The organism is Enterobacter sp. YSU (genome assembly GCF_016082135.1).
GTDB classification, from domain to species: Bacteria; Pseudomonadota; Gammaproteobacteria; order Enterobacterales; family Enterobacteriaceae; genus Enterobacter; species Enterobacter hormaechei_C.
Map to the genome: position 1 here is coordinate 297,449 of NZ_CP059487.1, position 18,330 is coordinate 315,778.

16 protein-coding genes and 7 tRNA genes are annotated in these 18,330 nt (G+C 54.8%); 21 read left to right on the forward strand and 2 right to left on the reverse strand.

All coding sequences use genetic code 11. From position 1 onward, the window contains the following. Positions 1-37: 37 nt before the first annotated feature. The 11 genes from nagA to H2Z33_RS01450 all read left to right on the forward strand — a co-directional run bounded on the left by nagA (position 38) and on the right by H2Z33_RS01450 (position 6,047). Positions 38-1,186, forward strand: a complete 1,149-nt coding sequence (gene nagA / locus H2Z33_RS01400) for an N-acetylglucosamine-6-phosphate deacetylase (protein WP_032670349.1) — start codon at positions 38-40, stop codon at positions 1,184-1,186. An 8-nt stretch (positions 1,187-1,194) separates the two neighbouring features. Beyond that, positions 1,195-2,415 (forward strand): DNA-binding transcriptional regulator NagC, encoded by a 1,221-nt coding sequence (nagC, locus tag H2Z33_RS01405; RefSeq protein WP_063134793.1) that lies wholly within the window; start codon positions 1,195-1,197, stop codon positions 2,413-2,415. A 45-nt stretch (positions 2,416-2,460) separates the two neighbouring features. After that, the gene (gene nagD, locus H2Z33_RS01410) at positions 2,461-3,213 is read left to right on the forward strand and encodes a ribonucleotide monophosphatase NagD (RefSeq protein ID WP_003858667.1); all 753 of its coding nucleotides are present in this window, start codon (positions 2,461-2,463) and stop codon (positions 3,211-3,213) included. Between the two features lie 250 nt (positions 3,214-3,463). Continuing rightward, complete coding sequence (gene asnB / locus H2Z33_RS01415) at positions 3,464-5,128, forward strand: asparagine synthase B (protein WP_063134792.1); 1,665 nt, start codon at positions 3,464-3,466, stop codon at positions 5,126-5,128. A gap of 225 nt (positions 5,129-5,353) precedes the next feature. Beyond that, positions 5,354-5,430, forward strand: a tRNA-Met gene (locus H2Z33_RS01420). Positions 5,431-5,438: 8 nt separating this feature from the next. Next, positions 5,439-5,523: transfer RNA gene (locus H2Z33_RS01425), tRNA-Leu, on the forward strand. Positions 5,524-5,546: 23 nt separating this feature from the next. Next, a tRNA-Gln gene (locus H2Z33_RS01430) sits at positions 5,547-5,621 on the forward strand. A 32-nt stretch (positions 5,622-5,653) separates the two neighbouring features. Further along, positions 5,654-5,728, forward strand: a tRNA-Gln gene (locus tag H2Z33_RS01435). 17 nt (positions 5,729-5,745) lie between these two features. Further along, a tRNA-Met gene (locus H2Z33_RS01440) sits at positions 5,746-5,822 on the forward strand. Positions 5,823-5,863: 41 nt separating this feature from the next. Further along, positions 5,864-5,938 (forward strand) — tRNA-Gln (locus H2Z33_RS01445). 34 nt (positions 5,939-5,972) lie between these two features. After that, a tRNA-Gln gene (locus tag H2Z33_RS01450) sits at positions 5,973-6,047 on the forward strand. A 96-nt stretch (positions 6,048-6,143) separates the two neighbouring features. Here the strand turns inward: H2Z33_RS01450 and ubiF are convergent. Continuing rightward, positions 6,144-7,319: a 3-demethoxyubiquinol 3-hydroxylase gene (gene ubiF, locus H2Z33_RS01455; RefSeq protein WP_003858670.1), complete on the reverse strand. Its 1,176-nt coding sequence runs from the start codon at positions 7,317-7,319 to the stop codon at positions 6,144-6,146. A 135-nt stretch (positions 7,320-7,454) separates the two neighbouring features. On the opposite strand from ubiF, the gene miaB reads away from it, so the two are divergent. From miaB to rihA, 10 genes are all read left to right on the forward strand, one after another. Continuing rightward, the gene (gene miaB / locus H2Z33_RS01460; protein WP_017382461.1) at positions 7,455-8,879 is read left to right on the forward strand and encodes a tRNA (N6-isopentenyl adenosine(37)-C2)-methylthiotransferase MiaB; all 1,425 of its coding nucleotides are present in this window, start codon (positions 7,455-7,457) and stop codon (positions 8,877-8,879) included. A gap of 163 nt (positions 8,880-9,042) precedes the next feature. Beyond that, positions 9,043-10,089: a PhoH family protein gene (locus tag H2Z33_RS01465; RefSeq protein ID WP_003858674.1), complete on the forward strand. Its 1,047-nt coding sequence runs from the start codon at positions 9,043-9,045 to the stop codon at positions 10,087-10,089. After that, positions 10,086-10,553 carry an rRNA maturation RNase YbeY gene (gene ybeY, locus H2Z33_RS01470; RefSeq protein WP_017694310.1) on the forward strand — a complete coding sequence of 156 codons (468 nt, stop codon included), beginning with the start codon at positions 10,086-10,088 and terminating at the stop codon, positions 10,551-10,553. Before H2Z33_RS01465 ends, ybeY begins: the two co-directional genes overlap by 4 nt. Positions 10,554-10,637: 84 nt before the next feature. Next, the gene (gene corC, locus H2Z33_RS01475; RefSeq protein ID WP_003858679.1) at positions 10,638-11,516 is read left to right on the forward strand and encodes a CNNM family magnesium/cobalt transport protein CorC; all 879 of its coding nucleotides are present in this window, start codon (positions 10,638-10,640) and stop codon (positions 11,514-11,516) included. Positions 11,517-11,521: 5 nt separating this feature from the next. Continuing rightward, complete coding sequence (gene lnt / locus H2Z33_RS01480; protein ID WP_032670351.1) at positions 11,522-13,060, forward strand: apolipoprotein N-acyltransferase; 1,539 nt, start codon at positions 11,522-11,524, stop codon at positions 13,058-13,060. 380 nt (positions 13,061-13,440) lie between these two features. Next, the gene (locus H2Z33_RS01485; RefSeq protein ID WP_003858681.1) at positions 13,441-14,346 is read left to right on the forward strand and encodes an amino acid ABC transporter substrate-binding protein; all 906 of its coding nucleotides are present in this window, start codon (positions 13,441-13,443) and stop codon (positions 14,344-14,346) included. 155 nt (positions 14,347-14,501) lie between these two features. Continuing rightward, complete coding sequence (gene gltJ, locus H2Z33_RS01490) at positions 14,502-15,242, forward strand: glutamate/aspartate ABC transporter permease GltJ (RefSeq protein ID WP_015571133.1); 741 nt, start codon at positions 14,502-14,504, stop codon at positions 15,240-15,242. Continuing rightward, positions 15,243-15,917: a glutamate/aspartate ABC transporter permease GltK gene (gltK, locus tag H2Z33_RS01495; protein ID WP_003858686.1), complete on the forward strand. Its 675-nt coding sequence runs from the start codon at positions 15,243-15,245 to the stop codon at positions 15,915-15,917. After that, on the forward strand, positions 15,917-16,642 hold the full coding sequence (locus H2Z33_RS01500) for an amino acid ABC transporter ATP-binding protein (RefSeq protein ID WP_017382465.1): 726 nt from the start codon (positions 15,917-15,919) through the stop codon (positions 16,640-16,642). Before gltK ends, H2Z33_RS01500 begins: the two co-directional genes overlap by 1 nt. A gap of 119 nt (positions 16,643-16,761) precedes the next feature. Next, positions 16,762-17,703 (forward strand): pyrimidine-specific ribonucleoside hydrolase RihA, encoded by a 942-nt coding sequence (gene rihA, locus H2Z33_RS01505; protein ID WP_058700494.1) that lies wholly within the window; start codon positions 16,762-16,764, stop codon positions 17,701-17,703. Between the two features lie 56 nt (positions 17,704-17,759). Here rihA and H2Z33_RS01510 read toward each other — a convergent pair whose 3' ends face one another. Further along, a complete protein-coding gene (locus H2Z33_RS01510; RefSeq protein ID WP_003858689.1) occupies positions 17,760-18,242 on the reverse strand; it encodes a zinc ribbon-containing protein in 483 nt (160 codons plus the stop codon). Between the last annotated feature and the right edge of the window lie 88 nt (positions 18,243-18,330).

Consider the following 18,330-nt stretch of genomic DNA (forward strand, 5'->3'; position numbering starts at 1 on the left):
ATATCCGGGGCGGTCGCTTTTTTAACCGGGGGTCGATATGTACGCTTTAACCCACGGTCGGATTTATACCGGCCATGAAATTCTGGATGACCATGCGATTGTAATCGCCAATGGCCTGATTGAACGTGTTTGCCCGCTGGCGGAACTGCCGCCGGAGATCGAACAGCGTTCCCTCAATGGAGCAGTAATCTCCCCCGGTTTCATCGACGTACAGCTCAACGGCTGCGGCGGTGTCCAGTTTAACGATACCGCAGAGGCGGTATCGGTTGAAACGCTGGAAATCATGCAAAAAGCCAACGAGAAATCGGGCTGCACCAGCTATCTGCCAACGCTGATCACCAGCAGCGATGACCTGATGAAACAGGGTATCCGCGTCATGCGCGAATACCTGGCAAAACATCCGAATCAGGCGCTGGGCCTGCACCTGGAAGGACCATGGCTGAATATGGTCAAGAAAGGCACCCATAACCCAAACTACGTGCGCAAACCGGATGCCGAGCTGGTGGATTACATGTGCGCCAATGCCGATGTGATCACCAAAGTAACGCTGGCCCCGGAAATGACCGGCACGGACGTTATCAGCAAACTGGCCGCCGCCGGGATTGTGGTGTCTGCGGGCCATTCGAACGCGACGCTGAAAGAGGCGAAGGCCGGTTTCCGCGCAGGCATTACGTTTGCCACACACCTTTATAACGCGATGCCCTATATTACTGGCCGCGAACCGGGACTGGTTGGCGCCATTCTGGATGAACCAGACGTCTACTGCGGCATTATCGCCGACGGCTTGCATGTCGATTACACCAACATCCGCAACGCCAAGCGTCTGAAAGGCGACAAGCTCTGCCTGGTGACGGATGCTACCGCTCCGGCAGGAGCGAATATTGAGCAGTTCATTTTTGCTGGTAAAACAATATACTACCGGAATGGACTGTGTGTGGATGAGAACGGCACGCTGAGCGGTTCTTCTCTGACGATGATCGAAGGGGTACGTAACCTCGTTGAACATTGCGGCATCGCGCTTGAGGAAGTGCTGCGCATGGCCACGCTTTATCCGGCGCGCGCCATTGGCGTCGATAAACAGCTCGGCGGTATTGCGCCAGGTATGGTTGCAAACCTGACGGCGTTCACACACGATTATAAAATTATTAAGACCATCGTTAATGGTAACGAGGTCGTCACTGAGTAAGTAAAAGTATGACACCAGGCGGACAAGCTCAAATCGGTAATGTCGATCTCGTTAAACAACTTAACAGCGCGGCGGTTTATCGCCTGATTGACCAGCACGGGCCAATCTCACGCATTCAGATAGCCGAACAAAGCCATCTTGCTCCCGCCAGCGTGACAAAAATTACACGTCAGCTTATTGAGCGCGGCCTGATCAAAGAAGTCGATCAGCAGGCCTCCACCGGGGGCCGCCGCGCGATTTCCATCGTCACGGAAACCCGCAATTTTCAGGCCATTGGCGTTCGCTTAGGACGTCATGACACCACGCTTACGCTCTACGATCTGAGCAGCAAGGCCATTGCCGAAGAACACTACCCCCTTCCTGAGCGCACGCAGGAGACGCTTGAACACGCGTTGCTGAATACCATTGCGCAGTTTATCGAAAGCTGTCAGCGCAAGATCCGTGAACTCATCGCCATCTCGGTGATTTTGCCCGGCCTGGTTGACCCGGAAAGCGGCGTTATTCGCTACATGCCGCATATTAAGGTAGAGAACTGGGGGCTGGTTGAGGCGCTGGAAAAGCGCTTCAAGCTGACCTGCTTTGTTGGTCACGATATTCGCTCGCTGGCGCTGGCGGAGCACTACTTTGGTGCGAGCCAGGACTGCGAAGACTCTATTCTGGTGCGCGTTCACCGTGGTACAGGTGCGGGCATCATCTCGAATGGCCGCATTTTTATTGGCCGTAACGGTAACGTAGGCGAGATTGGTCATATCCAGGTGGAACCGCTTGGCGAGCGCTGCCACTGCGGTAACTTTGGCTGTCTTGAAACCGTTGCCGCCAATGCCGCCATTGAACATCGCGTTCGCCATCTGCTGGAGCAGGGTTACCAGAGCCGCGTCACGCTGGACGATTGTAAGATCGGCGCCATCTGCAAAGCGGCAAACAAAGGCGATGCGCTGGCCTGCGAAGTGATCGAACAGGTAGGACGCCACCTGGGTAAGACCATCGCCATTGCCATCAACCTGTTTAATCCGCAGAAAGTGGTGATTGCCGGCGAGATCGTTGAAGCCGAAAAAGTGTTACTGCCCGCCATTGAAGGCTGCATCAATACCCAGGCGCTGAAGGCATTTCGCCAGAATTTGCCGGTGGTGCGATCTACGCTCGATCACCGCTCGGCAATTGGCGCATTCGCCCTGGTAAAACGTGCCATGCTCAACGGGATCCTGCTGCAACATTTGCTGGAATCCTGATCGGACCTTATAGTAACGCCTTCTTTTTTTGATGTCGGATTGTCCATGACCATTAAGAATGTAATTTGTGATATCGACGGCGTGCTGATGCACGACAACGTTGCCGTGCCGGGTGCTGCGGAGTTTCTTCACCGCATCATCGACAAAGGAATGCCACTGGTTCTTCTCACGAACTACCCTTCACAGACTGGTCAGGATCTGGCAAACCGCTTTGCTACCGCAGGCGTCAACGTCCCGGACAGCGTGTTCTATACCTCTGCGATGGCGACCGCGGATTTCCTGAAGCGTCAGGAAGGCAAAAAAGCCTATGTCGTTGGTGAAGGTGCGCTGATCCACGAGCTGTATAAAGCGGGCTTCACCATCACCGACGTGAACCCGGACTTTGTCATCGTGGGCGAAACGCGCTCCTTTAACTGGGAGATGATGCATAAGGCAGCCTACTTTGTCGCCAACGGTGCGCGTTTTATCGCCACCAACCCGGACACGCACGGTCGTGGTTTTTATCCCGCCTGCGGTGCGCTTTGCGCCGGTATCGAAAAAATCTCGGGTCGTAAGCCGTTTGTTGTCGGTAAACCGAGCCCGTGGATCATCCGCGCCGCACTGAATACGATGCAGGCACACTCAGAAGAAACCGTCATCGTGGGCGACAACCTGCGTACCGATATTCTGGCTGGCTTCCAGGCGGGGCTTGAAACCATCCTGGTGCTTTCTGGCGTTTCACAGCTTGATGACATTGATACGATGCCGTTCCGGCCAAGCTGGATTTACCCTTCTGTCGACGAAATCGACGTTATTTGATTCAGAACCACGCCTCAGGGCGTGGTTTTTCATTTCTGCTGTCTGAAAACATCACTTCATCTAAAGAAATCAGCCCTTCATTGAGAAAGCATCAATAGAATTGCTTAAGACATACTCTTTTTTTAAGATTCGGCAATCGTCATTGCACTTTTTACGTTTTCATCGGTAAAACGCTTGCGCCCCCTCCCCCTTTTGCGGCATTTTCATAAGCAAGCAACATCACAACGCAACAGGGTTAACGGAGAAGGTTATGTGTTCTATTTTTGGCGTACTGGATATTAAAACTGACGCGGGCGAACTGCGTAAAAAAGCACTCGAATTGTCCCGCCTGATGCGCCATCGCGGTCCGGACTGGTCAGGCGTATACGCCAGCGATAAAGCGATTCTGGCTCATGAACGTCTCTCCATTGTTGATGTCAACGCTGGCGCACAGCCGCTGTATAACGAGAAAAAAACGCACGCGCTGGCTGTTAACGGTGAAATTTACAACCATCAGGCGCTGCGCGCCGAGTACGGCGATCGCTACGCGTTTCAGACCGGCTCAGACTGCGAAGTGATCCTGGCGCTGTATCAGGAGAAAGGCCCGGAGTTCCTCGACGATCTGCAAGGTATGTTCGCCTTCGCGCTGTACGACAGCGAAAAAGACGCTTACCTGATTGGCCGCGACCATATCGGTATTATCCCGCTGTACATGGGACACGATGAGCACGGCAACTTCTACATTGCCTCAGAGATGAAAGCCCTGGTACCGGTGTGCCGCACCATCAAAGAGTTCCCGGCAGGTAGCTACCTGTGGAGTAAAGACGGCGAGATCCGCCCGTACTACCAGCGCGACTGGTTTGATTATGAGGCGGTGAAAGACAACGTGACGGACAAAGCCGAACTGCGTCAGGCCCTGGAAGAGTCAGTGAAAAGCCACCTGATGTCAGACGTACCTTACGGCGTACTGCTCTCCGGCGGTCTGGACTCCTCCGTGATCTCCGCGATCACCAAGAAATTCGCCGCACGTCGCGTGGAAGATCAGGAGCGCTCTGAAGCCTGGTGGCCGCAGCTGCACTCCTTTGCCGTGGGTCTGGAAGGGGCACCTGACCTGAAAGCCGCCCAGGAAGTGGCAAATCATCTCGGCACGGTGCACCATGAAATTCACTTCACCGTACAGGAAGGTCTGGATGCGATCCGCGATGTGATCTATCACATTGAAACCTATGATGTGACCACCATTCGCGCCTCCACACCGATGTATTTGATGTCGCGGAAGATCAAAGCGATGGGCATCAAGATGGTGCTCTCCGGCGAGGGTTCTGACGAAGTGTTTGGCGGTTACCTCTATTTCCACAAAGCGCCAAACGCCAAAGAGCTGCATGAAGAAACGGTGCGTAAGCTACAGGCGCTGCACATGTTTGACTGCGCGCGCGCCAACAAAGCGATGTCCGCCTGGGGTGTGGAAGCCCGCGTGCCGTTCCTCGATAAGAAATTCCTTGATGTGGCGATGCGCATCAACCCGCAGGACAAAATGTGCGGCAACGGCAAAATGGAGAAACATATCCTGCGTGAATGTTTTGAATCCTACCTGCCGGCAAGCGTGGCGTGGCGTCAGAAAGAGCAGTTCTCGGATGGCGTGGGTTACAGCTGGATCGACACCCTGAAAGAGGTAGCGGCGAAACAGGTTTCTGATCAACAACTGGAAACTGCGAGCTTCCGTTTCCCGTACAACACGCCAGCCTCGAAAGAAGCGTATTTGTACCGTGAGATCTTTGAGGAGCTGTTCCCGGTTCCAAGCGCAGCAGAGTGCGTACCGGGTGGCCCATCGGTCGCCTGCTCTTCTGCTAAAGCCATTGAATGGGATGAATCATTCAAAGCGATGAACGATCCGTCAGGACGCGCGGTGGGCGTTCACCAGTCTGCCTATAAATAATGTTCAGAGTATCATCAGGCCCTCCGGGGCCTGATTTTTTTGCCTCTCTTTTCTCCGCATAAAATCGATTAATAACCAATAATTGTCGAATATTCGGCCTCGCTGTTCGCAACCTAACCAAACAGTCACATTCCGGCTATTTTCATTGAAAAAGGTGTTGACGCTGCAAGGGTCTATACGCATAATGCGCCCCGCAACGCCGATAAGGTAACGCGAAAAAAAGATGGCTACGTAGCTCAGCTGGTTAGAGCACATCACTCATAATGATGGGGTCACAGGTTCGAATCCCGTCGTAGCCACCATCTTTTTTGCGGGAGTGGCGAAATTGGTAGACGCACCAGATTTAGGTTCTGGCGCCGCAAGGTGTGCGAGTTCAAGTCTCGCCTCCCGCACCATTCCCAGGTAAGCGTTGCACGGATGGGGTATCGCCAAGCGGTAAGGCACCGGTTTTTGATACCGGCATTCCCTGGTTCGAATCCAGGTACCCCAGCCATATTTCTTCGATTATGCGGTTCTCCGCGGTATTGGGGTATCGCCAAGCGGTAAGGCACCGGTTTTTGATACCGGCATTCCCTGGTTCGAATCCAGGTACCCCAGCCATCGAAGATTGCAGTACTGGCTACGTAGCTCAGTTGGTTAGAGCACATCACTCATAATGATGGGGTCACAGGTTCGAATCCCGTCGTAGCCACCATATTTATGTTATCGAATACGATTCGGTAAACTGAACATTGTTGGGGTATCGCCAAGCGGTAAGGCACCGGATTCTGATTCCGGCATTCCGAGGTTCGAATCCTCGTACCCCAGCCACTTTAAAGTCGTTAAGCAGTTTGTTTAACGCAATTGGGGTGTCGCCAAGCGGTAAGGCTCTGGTTTCTGATACCAGCATTCCGGGGTTCGAATCCCTGCACCCCAGCCACTTAAAACAAACAAGCCCGCTCTGCGGGCTTTTTTGTTTTTGTTGTTCAGAATAGTGCGGCCTGATGCCCTCTCCCACGGGGAGAGGGAATAAAGATCAGAGTCCGAGGGCATATTTCAGGGCCTGACGCTTCAGACCACCGGCGCGTTCCGCTGCCATCAATCCAATATTGCGCACTATACGCACCGGACCAACATCGTTGCTGAACCCGGCATAGAACAGATCCATCCCCGACTGCATAATGAAGTTATCCGCCATACGGCGCGTCTGGTAGCGCTTCAGTACCTGATGGCTGGCCCAGGCTTCCGCGTGGGCGCGAGCGTTACCCAGCACATCCAGTAACGCATCGACGTCACGGTATCCCAGATTCACCCCCTGCCCCGCCAGCGGATGAATGGTGTGCGCCGCGTCCCCCACCAGCACCAGTCCTTCACGGGCATACTGCAACGCATGGCGTCGCATCAGCGGGAATGCGCCGGCGGCAACCGGGGTCACGTTGCCCAGACGGCTCGGGAAGTGCTGGCGGATTTCGCGCTGCAACTGATCCATGGACAGCCCCTGCAACTGTCGAATGCGCGCCGGTTTGTCGTACCACACCAGCGAAGCCCAGTTATCAAACAGCGGTAAGAATGCATGCGGGCCGTTCGGCGTAAAATGCTGCCAGGTGCTTTCGCCCGGCGCGTTTTCTGACTGCACGGTGATCAGCATGCAGGACTGCTGGTACTGCCAGGCATGGATCCCAATGCCTGCCATCTGCCTGACCTGCGAGTTCGCGCCATCCGCCCCCACCACCAGCTTCACGGCCAGCTCATCGTCGTTGTCCAGCGTCAGGAGATACCCGCCCTCATGACGATGCAGGCCTTTCAGCGAGTCCGGAACGCGCAGCGTCACCTTCGGGTGCGCCTCCAGCGCCTGCCAGAGTGCCTGCTGGAGCACGTTGTTTTCCACCATATAGCCCAGGCGCGGCAGTTTCAGCTCGGCGGCATCAAACGACACGTGAGCATTTTCCCACTCCCAGGTTTCAAGACGGCTGTATGGGTGCGCGCGCATCGCCAGCACCGCCTCCCAGACGCCCAGCCCGCGAAGCAGATCAACAGAGGCCGCGCTGATGGCGGAAATACGCACGTCCGGTTGGCTGGCAGGATCGAATGCCGGCGGAGCCGCCTGTTCAATAACGGTTACGTCAAATCCCTGCTGCGCCAGCCCCAGCGCCAGTGCGCCGCCGACCATACCGCCGCCAACAACGGCAACTTCGGTGTTCAGGAGTGTCATGGTCACTATTCCTTATTGGAGAATACCTTAAGTTTACCGGATTTTTGCGGCCCTGAGGTTGACAACCTTCATACTGGTCACAACCGCACCAAAGCATTACAATACGCGGCTTGCAATCCTGAGCTGAGCAAGTCGATGACTAAAAAACTCCATATAAAAACCTGGGGCTGTCAGATGAACGAATACGATTCATCGAAGATGGCCGATCTGCTGGATACCACCCACGGATACCAGCTGACTGAAAATGCGAAAGAAGCCGATGTGCTGCTGCTGAACACCTGTTCAATTCGTGAAAAAGCACAGGAAAAAGTCTTTCATGTGTTAGGCCGCTGGAAGCTTCTCAAACGGAAAAATCCGGACCTGATTATTGGCGTGGGTGGCTGCGTCGCATCGCAGGAAGGTAAGCTGATCCGCCAGAGAGCCCCCTATGTGGATATCGTTTTTGGCCCTCAGACCCTGCACCGCCTGCCAGAGATGATTAATCAGGTTCGCGGCAGCCGTAGCCCGGTGGTTGACGTGAGCTTCCCGGAGATCGAGAAATTTGACCGTCTGCCTGAGCCGCGCGCTGATGGCCCGACCGCCTTCGTCTCCATCATGGAAGGCTGCAACAAATACTGTACTTACTGCGTGGTGCCTTACACCCGCGGTGAAGAAGTGAGCCGCCCGGCAGACGATATCCTGTTTGAAATCGCGCAGCTTGCCGCGCAGGGCGTTCGTGAAGTGAACCTGCTGGGTCAGAACGTGAACGCCTGGCGCGGGGAAAACTACGACGGTACCACCGGCAGCTTTGCTGAACTGCTGCGTCTGGTGGCGGCGATTGACGGCATCGACCGCATTCGCTTTACCACCAGCCATCCGATGGAATTTACCGACGACATAATTGACGTCTATCGCGATACGCCAGAGCTGGTGAGCTTCCTGCACCTGCCGATCCAGTGCGGTTCTGATCGCGTGCTGAACCTGATGGGTCGTCCACATACGGTGCTCGAGTATAAGTCCACCATCCGCAAGCTGCGTGAAGCGCGCCCGGATATCCAGATTAGCTCCGACTTTATCGTCGGCTTCCCTGGCGAAACCGCTGATGACTTTGAGCGCACCATGAAGCTCATCGGCGAGGTGAATTTCGACGTCAGCTACAGCTTTATCTTCTCTGCGCGCCCGGGCACCCCTGCGGCCGATATGGTTGACGATGTGCCGGAAGAAGAGAAAAAGCAGCGTCTGTATATTCTACAGGAGCGTATCAACCAGCAGGCCAACGCCTGGAGTCGTCGTATGCTCGGCACTGTCCAGCGTATTCTGGTGGAAGGCACCTCCCGTAAGAGCGTCATGGAACTGTCTGGTCGAACCGAAAATAACCGCGTGGTGAATTTTGAAGGCACCCCGGACATGATCGGTAAGTTTGTGGACGTCGAGATTGTCGAAGTACTCACGAACTCGCTGCGCGGGAAGGTGGTACGCACTGAGGACGAAATGGGTCTGCGTATTGCCGAGACGCCTGAGTCCGTTATCTCTCGCACCCGCAAAGTCAACGACTCTGGCGTGGGTATTTACCAGCCTTGATCCTTCTGGCCTGCCTGTCCGGCAGGCCTTGTATTTCCTCTCATCGCCCCCAATATCTACCGCAACGCTTGCGCCTTTATTCTGTGGCGTGAATAATTTCGGTAATGACCGTTTTATTACGCCGTGTGGCCACAGGTCAGTTAACCAATTAAAGAGGAACAGTTTGAACATAGATACGCGTGAAATTAGCCTTGAGCCCGCAGACAACGCTCGCCTGCTGAGCCTGTGCGGGCCGTTTGATGACAACATCAAACAACTGGAGCGACGTCTGGGTATCGAAATCAATCGTCGCGATAACCATTTCAAACTCACCGGACGCCCAATCTGCGTCAACGCCGCGGCGGATATTCTCCGCAGCCTGTATGTTGATACCGCCCCGATGCGCGGTGAGATCCAGGATATTGAACCTGAACAGATCCACCTGGCCATCAAAGAGGCACGCGTGCTTGAGCAGAGCGCGGAGAGCGTGCCGGACTATGGCAAAGCCATCAACATCAAAACTAAACGGGGCGTGATTAAGCCTCGTACCCCGAACCAGGCGCAGTACATCGCCAACATTCTCGACCACGACATCACCTTCGGCGTGGGTCCGGCGGGTACGGGTAAAACCTATCTGGCCGTTGCCGCTGCGGTCGATGCGCTCGAGCGTCAGGAGATCCGCCGTATCCTGCTGACCCGCCCTGCTGTTGAAGCCGGTGAAAAACTGGGCTTCCTGCCGGGCGATTTGAGTCAGAAAGTAGATCCCTACCTGCGCCCGCTGTATGACGCGCTGTTCGAAATGCTCGGCTTCGAGAAAGTTGAAAAGCTCATCGAGCGTAACGTGATTGAAGTTGCTCCGCTGGCCTACATGCGTGGCCGTACGCTTAACGACGCGTTCATCATTCTGGATGAGAGCCAGAACACCACCATCGAACAGATGAAGATGTTCCTGACGCGTATTGGCTTTAACTCGAAAGCGGTTATCACCGGTGACGTCACCCAGATTGACCTGCCGCGTAACACCAAATCGGGTCTGCGTCACGCCATCGAAGTCCTGGCCGAGGTAGAGGAAATCAGCTTTAACTTCTTCCACAGTGAAGACGTGGTACGCCATCCGGTCGTCGCGCGTATCGTTAACGCTTATGAGGCCTGGGAAGAGGCAGATCAGAAGCGCAGGGCCGAGCTGGCCGCAGAACGTAAGCGCGAAGCGCAGGAGCATGAACAGAAATGAGTCAGGTGATCCTCGATTTACAGCTGGCCTGTGATGATAATTCCGGCATGCCAGAAGAGGCACAGTTTCAGAAATGGCTGGATGCCGTTATCCCCCAGTTTCAGGAAGAATCAGAGGTCACGATTCGCCTGGTGGATGAAGCAGAAAGCCATGAGCTCAACCTGACCTACCGCGGGAAAGATAAGCCGACCAACGTGCTCTCTTTCCCGTTCGAAGCCCCTCCGGGCATTGAGATGCCGCTGCTGGGCGATCTGATCATCTGCCGTCAGGTGGTTGAGCAGGAAGCCAAAGAGCAGCAAAAGCCGCTGGAAGCGCACTGGGCACACATGGTGGTGCACGGTAGCCTGCATCTTCTGGGTTACGACCATATTGAAGATGACGAAGCGGAAGAGATGGAATCCCTCGAGACAGAGATAATGCTTGCTCTGGGCTATGAGGATCCGTACATTGCCGAGAAAGAATAGTCAGTCACTGACTACCATGCCGCCGCGCAGGGACATAGCGCGGCGGTTAACATTGAACTAACAAGAGAACCCTTAACAAACGCCATGAGCGACGACAATTCACACAGTAGCGACACGACAACCACTAAAAAGGGATTTTTCTCCCTCATTCTGAACCAGCTTTTCCACGGCGAACCGAAAAACCGTGATGAACTGCTGGAGCTGATTCGTGATTCCGGGCAGAACGACCTTATCGACGAAGATACGCGCGAAATGCTCGAAGGGGTGATGGACATCGCCGACCAGCGCGTCCGCGACATCATGATCCCCCGCTCGCAGATGATTACCCTGAAACGCAACCAGACGCTGGACGAGTGCCTCGATGTGATTATCGAATCGGCTCACTCACGTTTCCCGGTCATCAGCGAAGACAAAGATCACATTGAAGGGATTTTGATGGCGAAAGATCTGCTGCCGTTTATGCGCAGCGATGCCGAAGCCTTCAGTATGGAAAAGGTGTTACGCCCGGCCGTGGTTGTGCCGGAAAGTAAACGTGTGGATCGGATGCTGAAGGAGTTTCGCTCCCAGCGCTATCACATGGCGATTGTTATTGATGAATTTGGTGGCGTTTCCGGTCTGGTCACAATCGAAGACATCCTTGAGCTGATCGTGGGCGAAATCGAAGATGAGTATGACGAAGAAGAGGATATCGACTTCCGTCAGCTGAGCCGCCACACCTGGACCGTGCGCGCGCTGGCCTCCATTGAAGACTTCAACGATACCTTTGGCACCAGCTTCAGCGATGAAGAAGTGGACACCATTGGTGGTCTGGTGATGCAGGCCTTCGGCCATCTTCCGGCCCGCGGTGAAACCGTTGACATCGATGGTTACCAGTTCAAGGTCGCAATGGCTGACAGCCGACGTATTATTCAGGTTCACGTCAGAATGCCGGACGACTCACCGGTGCCAAAACTGGAAGATTAATGTAAATGGCATTTGCCCCACTCTTTGAACGCCAGCGCGTCCGTTTGCTGCTGGCGCTGTTACTCGGAGCCAGCGGTACGCTGGCTTTTTCTCCTTACGATATCTGGCCGGCCGCTATTCTCTCCCTGATGGGGCTACAGGGTCTTACCCTGAACCGTCGTCCGGTACAGGCCGCGGCCATTGGCTACTTCTGGGGGCTGGGGCTGTTCGGCTCTGGTATCAACTGGGTCTACGTCAGTATCGCGCAATTTGGCGGAATGCCGGGGCCGGTTAACGTCTTCCTGGTTGTGCTGCTCGCTGCCTATCTCTCGCTCTACACCGGCCTGTTCGCGGGCATCCTGTCTCGCCTGTGGCCAAAAACGACCTGGCTGCGCGTGGCGATAGCGGCACCCGTTGTCTGGCAAATCACCGAATTTCTGCGCGGCTGGGTACTGACCGGCTTCCCGTGGTTGCAGTTCGGTTATAGCCAGGTAGACGGCCCGCTGAAAGGCCTGGCCCCGGTCATGGGCGTGGAAGCCATCAATTTCCTGTTGATGATCGTCAGCGGCCTTCTGGTGCTGGCTCTGGTGACACGTAACTGGAAGCCGCTGGTTGCCGCGTTGATCCTGTTTGCCCTGCCCTTCCCGCTGCGTTATATCCAGTGGTTTACGCTGGAGCCCGCGCGCGCCACGCAGGTTTCACTGGTACAGGGCGATATCCCGCAGTCCCTGAAATGGGATGAGAATCAGCTGCTGAACACGCTGAAAATCTACGCCAACGCCACTGAAAAGGTGATGGGCAAATCGCAGCTCATCATCTGGCCTGAGTCTGCGATCCCGGACCTGGAGATCAATCAGCAGCCCTTCCTGAAGATGATGGATGATCTGCTGCGCGCGCGCGGCAGTACGCTGATCACCGGAATTGTGGATGCGCGTCTCAATCAGCAGAACCGCTATGACACGTACAACACGATCATTACGCTCGGTAAGGACAGCGAATACAGCTATACCTCCACCAATCGCTACAACAAAAACCACCTTGTACCGTTTGGCGAATTTGTTCCGCTGGAGTCTATTCTGCGCCCACTGGCACCGTTCTTTGATTTGCCGATGTCCTCATTCAGCCGGGGCCCTTACGTTCAGCCGCAGCTGCATGCGCACGGTTTTGCCCTGACGGCCGCCATTTGCTACGAGATTATCCTCGGCGAGCAGGTGCGCGATAATTTCCGCCCGGACACCGACTATCTGCTGACCATCTCAAACGATGCGTGGTTCGGTAAATCGATTGGCCCGTGGCAGCACTTCCAGATGGCGCGAATGCGTTCTCTGGAGCTGGCGCGTCCGTTGCTGCGCAGCACCAATAACGGCATTACCGCCGTGATTGGTCCGCAGGGTGAAATCCAGGCCATGATCCCGCAATTTACCCGTGAGGTGCTGACTACTAACGTCACGCCAACTACCGGGCTTACGCCTTACGCGCGCACCGGGAACTGGCCGCTGTGGATTTTGACCTTGCTCTTCGGCTTTGGCGCAGTACTGATGAGCCTGCGTCAGCGTCGTAAATAACCTTACCTTCTGTTGCCGGGTGGCGGCTACGCCTTACCCGGCCTACTCTCCAGCGCCGCCACCCGACAATTTCCTCCCAAACTTCAATTCTGGCACGCCTGTTGCTTTGTTTATTCACATCAACGCTGTCTGGCTTAACGTGCAACTTTGTCGCACCAGCGTAGATCATCGGTAGCACCGAAACGGTGCAACGAGGGATTATTGCCTCTGAATGGTGCGGCGCGCTTCGCAAAAATAAACAATAACGCAGCAAAATCTTTACATTAAGCCAGACTAAATGTTAACAAGCTTGCATAACACTGCACTCGCATTGCGCGAGATATAACAACATCACAATGGGTATCTATGCGTCACTGGCGCTGATAAGAAAGGAGTTGGGTATGCAATTACGTAAACTGGCCACAGCAATGCTGGTTATGGGAATGTCTGCGGGGGTTGTCCACGCTGAAGACGCTCCGGCAGCAGGAAGCACTCTCGACAAGATTGCCAAAAACGGCGTGATCGTGGTCGGCCACCGTGAATCTTCTGTCCCGTTCTCTTACTACGACAACACGCAAAAAGTCGTGGGCTATTCACAGGATTACTCCAACGCCATCGTTGAAGCCGTGAAGAAAAAGCTGAACAAACCTGACCTGCAAGTGAAGCTGATCCCCATCACTTCACAGAACCGTATTCCTCTGCTGCAAAACGGCACATTTGATTTTGAATGTGGCTCAACCACCAACAACCTTGAACGTCAGAAACAGGCCGCTTTCTCGGACACCATCTTCGTTGTGGGCACCCGCCTGCTGACGAAGAAAGGCGGCGACATCAAAGATTTTGCTGACCTGAAAGGCAAAGCGGTTGTCGTGACCTCCGGTACCACGTCCGAAGTGCTGCTGCACAAGCTGAACGACGAGAAGAAAATGGACATGCGCATCATCAGCGCGAAAGACCATGGCGACTCCTTCCGTACCCTGGAAAGCGGCCGTGCTGTCGCGTTTATGATGGATGACGCCCTGCTGGCGGGCGAACGCGCGAAAGCGAAGAAACCAGACAACTGGGAAATCGTCGGTACCGCCCAGTCGAAAGAAGCCTACGGCTGTATGCTGCGTAAAGGTGACGAGGACTTCAAGAAACTGATCGATGACACCATCGCTCAGGCGCAAACCTCCGGCGAAGCGGCAAAATGGTTCGACAAATGGTTCAAGAACCCAATTCCACCAAAAAACCTGAACATGAACTTTGAACTGTCTGACGACATGAAAGCGCTGTTCAAATCACCAAACGACAAAGCTCTTAACTAATTAGAACGACAGGGGCGGGATCTCCTGCCCTCTCGATTGTCGGGAAGCATGGACAGACTATACGTTGAGTGGTCGTTCCCCACTCAGCGCAAAAATTGAGCTTCTCACCAATCTTCGAGGGTAGCGCTGCTACCCTTTTTTTTCTGGAGTTTACTATGTCAATTGACTGGAACTGGGGCATCTTTCTGCAACAAGCCCCGTTCGGCAACACCACCTATCTCGGCTGGCTGTGGAGCGGCTTTCAGGTTACCGTTGCGTTATCGATAACGGCGTGGATTATCGCGTTTCTTGTCGGTTCGCTGTTCGGTATTCTGCGTACCGTCCCTAACCGTTTTCTCTCTTCGATTGGCACGCTCTATGTGGAACTGTTCCGTAACGTTCCGCTGATCGTGCAGTTCTTTACCTGGTATCTGGTGATCCCGGAACTGCTGCCGGAAGATCTCGGCATGTGGTTTAAGGCCGAGCTGGATCCTAACGTACAATTTTTTGTCTCCTCTATGCTGTGTCTGGGGCTGTTCACCGCTGCGCGCGTCTGCGAGCAGGTACGTGCCGCCATACAGTCACTGCCGCGCGGGCAAAAGAATGCGGCACTGGCAATGGGCCTGACTCTGCCCCAGGCCTACCGTTACGTACTGCTGCCTAACGCTTACCGCGTCATCGTTCCGCCGATGACGTCCGAGATGATGAACCTGGTAAAAAACTCGGCTATCGCCTCAACCATCGGTCTGGTGGATATGGCGGCACAGGCGGGCAAACTGCTGGATTACTCCGCTCACGCCTGGGAATCCTTCACGGCGATTACGCTCGCCTATGTTCTGATTAACGCTTTCATCATGCTGGTGATGAACCTGGTTGAACGCAAAGTACGCCTGCCGGGCAATCTGGGGGGCAAATAAATGTACGATTTTGACTGGAGTTCCATTGTTCCCTCCATGCCCTATCTGCTGGATGGACTGGCAATCACCTTAAAGATCACCGTTATCGCCATTATCGTCGGTATCGTCTGGGGCACCCTGCTGGCAGTGATGCGCCTGTCGAGCTTTAAGCCGCTCGCCTGGTTTGCCACGGCTTACGTTAACGTATTCCGCTCCATTCCACTGGTCATGGTGCTGCTGTGGTTTTATCTGATTGTTCCCGGCTTTTTACAGAACGTACTGGGACTGTCGCCAAAGACCGATATCCGCCTGATCTCTGCCATGGTGGCGTTTTCCATGTTTGAAGCCGCCTACTACTCAGAGATCATCCGCGCAGGTATTCAGAGTATCTCTCGCGGGCAGTCCAGCGCTGCGCTGGCGCTCGGTATGACGCACTGGCAGTCCATGAAGCTCATTATTCTGCCGCAGGCGTTTCGCGCCATGGTTCCGCTGCTGCTGACGCAGGGCATCGTCCTGTTCCAGGATACCTCCCTGGTCTACGTGCTGAGTCTGGCAGACTTCTTCCGTACCGCCTCCACCATTGGCGAACGTGACGGAACGCAGGTTGAGATGATCCTCTTCGCGGGCGGGGTCTATTTTGTGATTAGTTTAAGCGCATCGCTGTTGGTCAGCTGGCTGAAGAAAAGGACGGTATAATGATTTCCCTGAAAAATGTTTCTAAATGGTATGGGCACTTTCAGGTGCTGACCGACTGCTCAACAGAAGTAAAAAAAGGCGATGTGGTAGTGGTATGCGGCCCGTCCGGTTCCGGTAAGTCCACGCTTATCAAAACCGTTAATGGGCTGGAACCTGTCCAGCAGGGCGAGATTGTCGTTAACGGCACCAAAGTAAATGACCGCAAAACCAACCTTGCCCAGCTTCGCTCCCACGTAGGGATGGTGTTCCAGCATTTTGAGCTGTTCCCTCACCTGTCCATCATTGAGAACCTGACGCTGGCGCAGGTCAAAGTGCTGAAGCGCGACAAAAAAGCGGCGCGCGAAAAGGGGCTGAAGCTGCTGGAACGCGTCGGGCTGTCTGCGCATGCGAATAAGTTCCCGGCCCAGCTTTCGGGCGGCCAACAGCAGCGTGTGGCAATCGCGCGTGCGCTGTGCATGGATCCGGTGGCAATGCTGTTTGATGAGCCGACGTCCGCGCTCGACCCTGAGATGATCAACGAAGTGCTGGACGTCATGGTGGAGCTGGCGCACGAAGGGATGACCATGATGGTGGTGACGCACGAAATGGGCTTCGCCCGTAAAGTGGCCAACCGCGTGATCTTCATGGATGAAGGGAAAATTGTTGAAGACTCACCAAAAGAAGAGTTCTTCGCAAATCCTAAATCTGAACGTGCAAAAGACTTCCTCGCCAAAATCCTGCATTAATCTTTTTAGTGCGCAATCTGCGGATTGCGCACTGCTTCACGCTTTAGATCTCTTTTTCTATTCGGCGTCACATCGCAGCGTTAACCTTGTCACAAATAATGCTGAGAATGGAGAACGCTATGGCACAGCCAATTATTCTCGACTGCGATCCGGGTCATGATGACGCGATCGCACTCGTCCTTGCTCTTGCTTCCCCTGAACTGGACGTAAAAGCTGTCACCTCCTCCGCCGGGAACCAGACGCCGGATAAAACCTTGCGAAACGTGTTGCGCATGTTGACGCTGCTGAAACGCACCGATATTCCGGTCGCAGGTGGCGCCGTTAAGCCACTGATGCGCGAGCTGATCATTGCGGATAATGTTCACGGTGAAAGTGGGCTGGATGGCCCGGCGCTACCGGAGCCGAATTTCACACCGCAAAACTGCACTGCCGTCGAGCTCATGGCGAAGGTGCTGCGTGAGAGCGCAGAGCCCGTGACGCTGGTGGCGACCGGCCCGCAGACCAACGTAGCGCTGCTGCTGAACAGCCATCCTGAACTGCACAGCAACATCGCCCGTATCGTCATCATGGGCGGGGCAATGGGGCTGGGGAACTGGACGCCAGCAGCAGAGTTCAACATCTTCGTTGACCCGGAAGCCGCGGAAATCGTCTTCCAGTCGGGCCTGCCGATTGTGATGGCGGGGCTGGACGTGACGCATCGGGCACAGATTATGACAGGCGATATTGAACGCTTCCGCGCCGTGGGCAACCCGGTTGCAACGACCGTGGCCGAGCTGCTCGACTTCTTTATGGAGTATCACAAAGCCGAGAAGTGGGGCTTCCACGGCGCCCCGCTGCATGACCCATGCACCATCGCCTGGCTGCTGAAGCCGGAAATGTTTACCACGGTCGAGCGTTGGGTTGGTGTGGAAACACAGGGGAAATATACCCAGGGAATGACGGTGGTGGACTATTACTCATTGACGGGAAACAAGCCGAATACCACGGTAATGGTGGATATCGATCGGGAAGCGTTTGTGGATTTGCTGGCGGAGCGGCTGGCTTATTATTCTGCGGCCTGATGCCCTCACCCCGCCCCTCTCCCACAGGGAGAGGGTGCAAACAATTTTGCTTTTACCTACGGCTCAAATGGTCGACGCTGGAACTGGTCGTGCCCGCACTTCGGACACAGCGACAGCACCTCCGGCGTATAAACGGCGATATGGTGGTGGCACTTCTCACACACCAGGTTCCCCAACCCCACTACTTCGCCGCTGTGATAGACACCGTGGTGGTTTAAATCCTGAAACACCTCACGCCATTCCAGCTGAGTTTTATCGGTAATATCCGCCAGCTCCTGCCACAGGCTCTCTTTGATGACCCGCATAAAAACGCTGTCGGCGATCTCGTCCTGGCTCTCTTCATAGCTTCGCGCGAACTCCTCCAGGTCACGGCGCACGGCGCGCGTCACCTCTTCCACTTCGGTTCGCGTTAACTCACCCGTTTGCGTCACGCGTGCGCGTGCCTGTTCGACCAGCGCGTCGATATCACGCTCGCCGTTACGCAGCCGTTCCGTCAGAGTCGCTACCAGTTCACGGTAAAATTGAGCAACCTTGTTCATCATTTTGCCTCCCGGGTAAGTAACTGCCTCTAATAATAGACCTTATTTCGCCGCCGCTTTGTCAGGTGAAGCACAGACCCGGTAAATT

Excerpts from the sequence above, each read along its gene's own strand:
- nagA (WP_032670349.1), top strand. The coding sequence starts at position 38 with ATGTACGCTTTAACCCACGGTCGGATTTATACCGGCCATGAAATTCTG.
- nagC (WP_063134793.1), top strand. The coding sequence starts at position 1,195 with ATGACACCAGGCGGACAAGCTCAAATCGGTAATGTCGATCTCGTTAAA.
- nagD (WP_003858667.1), top strand. The coding sequence starts at position 2,461 with ATGACCATTAAGAATGTAATTTGTGATATCGACGGCGTGCTGATGCAC.
- asnB (WP_063134792.1), top strand. The coding sequence starts at position 3,464 with ATGTGTTCTATTTTTGGCGTACTGGATATTAAAACTGACGCGGGCGAA.
- ubiF (WP_003858670.1), bottom strand. The coding sequence starts at position 7,319 with ATGACACTCCTGAACACCGAAGTTGCCGTTGTTGGCGGCGGTATGGTC.
- miaB (WP_017382461.1), top strand. The coding sequence starts at position 7,455 with ATGACTAAAAAACTCCATATAAAAACCTGGGGCTGTCAGATGAACGAA.
- ybeY (WP_017694310.1), top strand. The coding sequence starts at position 10,086 with ATGAGTCAGGTGATCCTCGATTTACAGCTGGCCTGTGATGATAATTCC.
- corC (WP_003858679.1), top strand. The coding sequence starts at position 10,638 with ATGAGCGACGACAATTCACACAGTAGCGACACGACAACCACTAAAAAG.
- lnt (WP_032670351.1), top strand. The coding sequence starts at position 11,522 with ATGGCATTTGCCCCACTCTTTGAACGCCAGCGCGTCCGTTTGCTGCTG.
- H2Z33_RS01485 (WP_003858681.1), top strand. The coding sequence starts at position 13,441 with ATGCAATTACGTAAACTGGCCACAGCAATGCTGGTTATGGGAATGTCT.
- gltJ (WP_015571133.1), top strand. The coding sequence starts at position 14,502 with ATGTCAATTGACTGGAACTGGGGCATCTTTCTGCAACAAGCCCCGTTC.
- gltK (WP_003858686.1), top strand. The coding sequence starts at position 15,243 with ATGTACGATTTTGACTGGAGTTCCATTGTTCCCTCCATGCCCTATCTG.
- H2Z33_RS01500 (WP_017382465.1), top strand. The coding sequence starts at position 15,917 with ATGATTTCCCTGAAAAATGTTTCTAAATGGTATGGGCACTTTCAGGTG.
- rihA (WP_058700494.1), top strand. The coding sequence starts at position 16,762 with ATGGCACAGCCAATTATTCTCGACTGCGATCCGGGTCATGATGACGCG.
- H2Z33_RS01510 (WP_003858689.1), bottom strand. The coding sequence starts at position 18,242 with ATGAACAAGGTTGCTCAATTTTACCGTGAACTGGTAGCGACTCTGACG.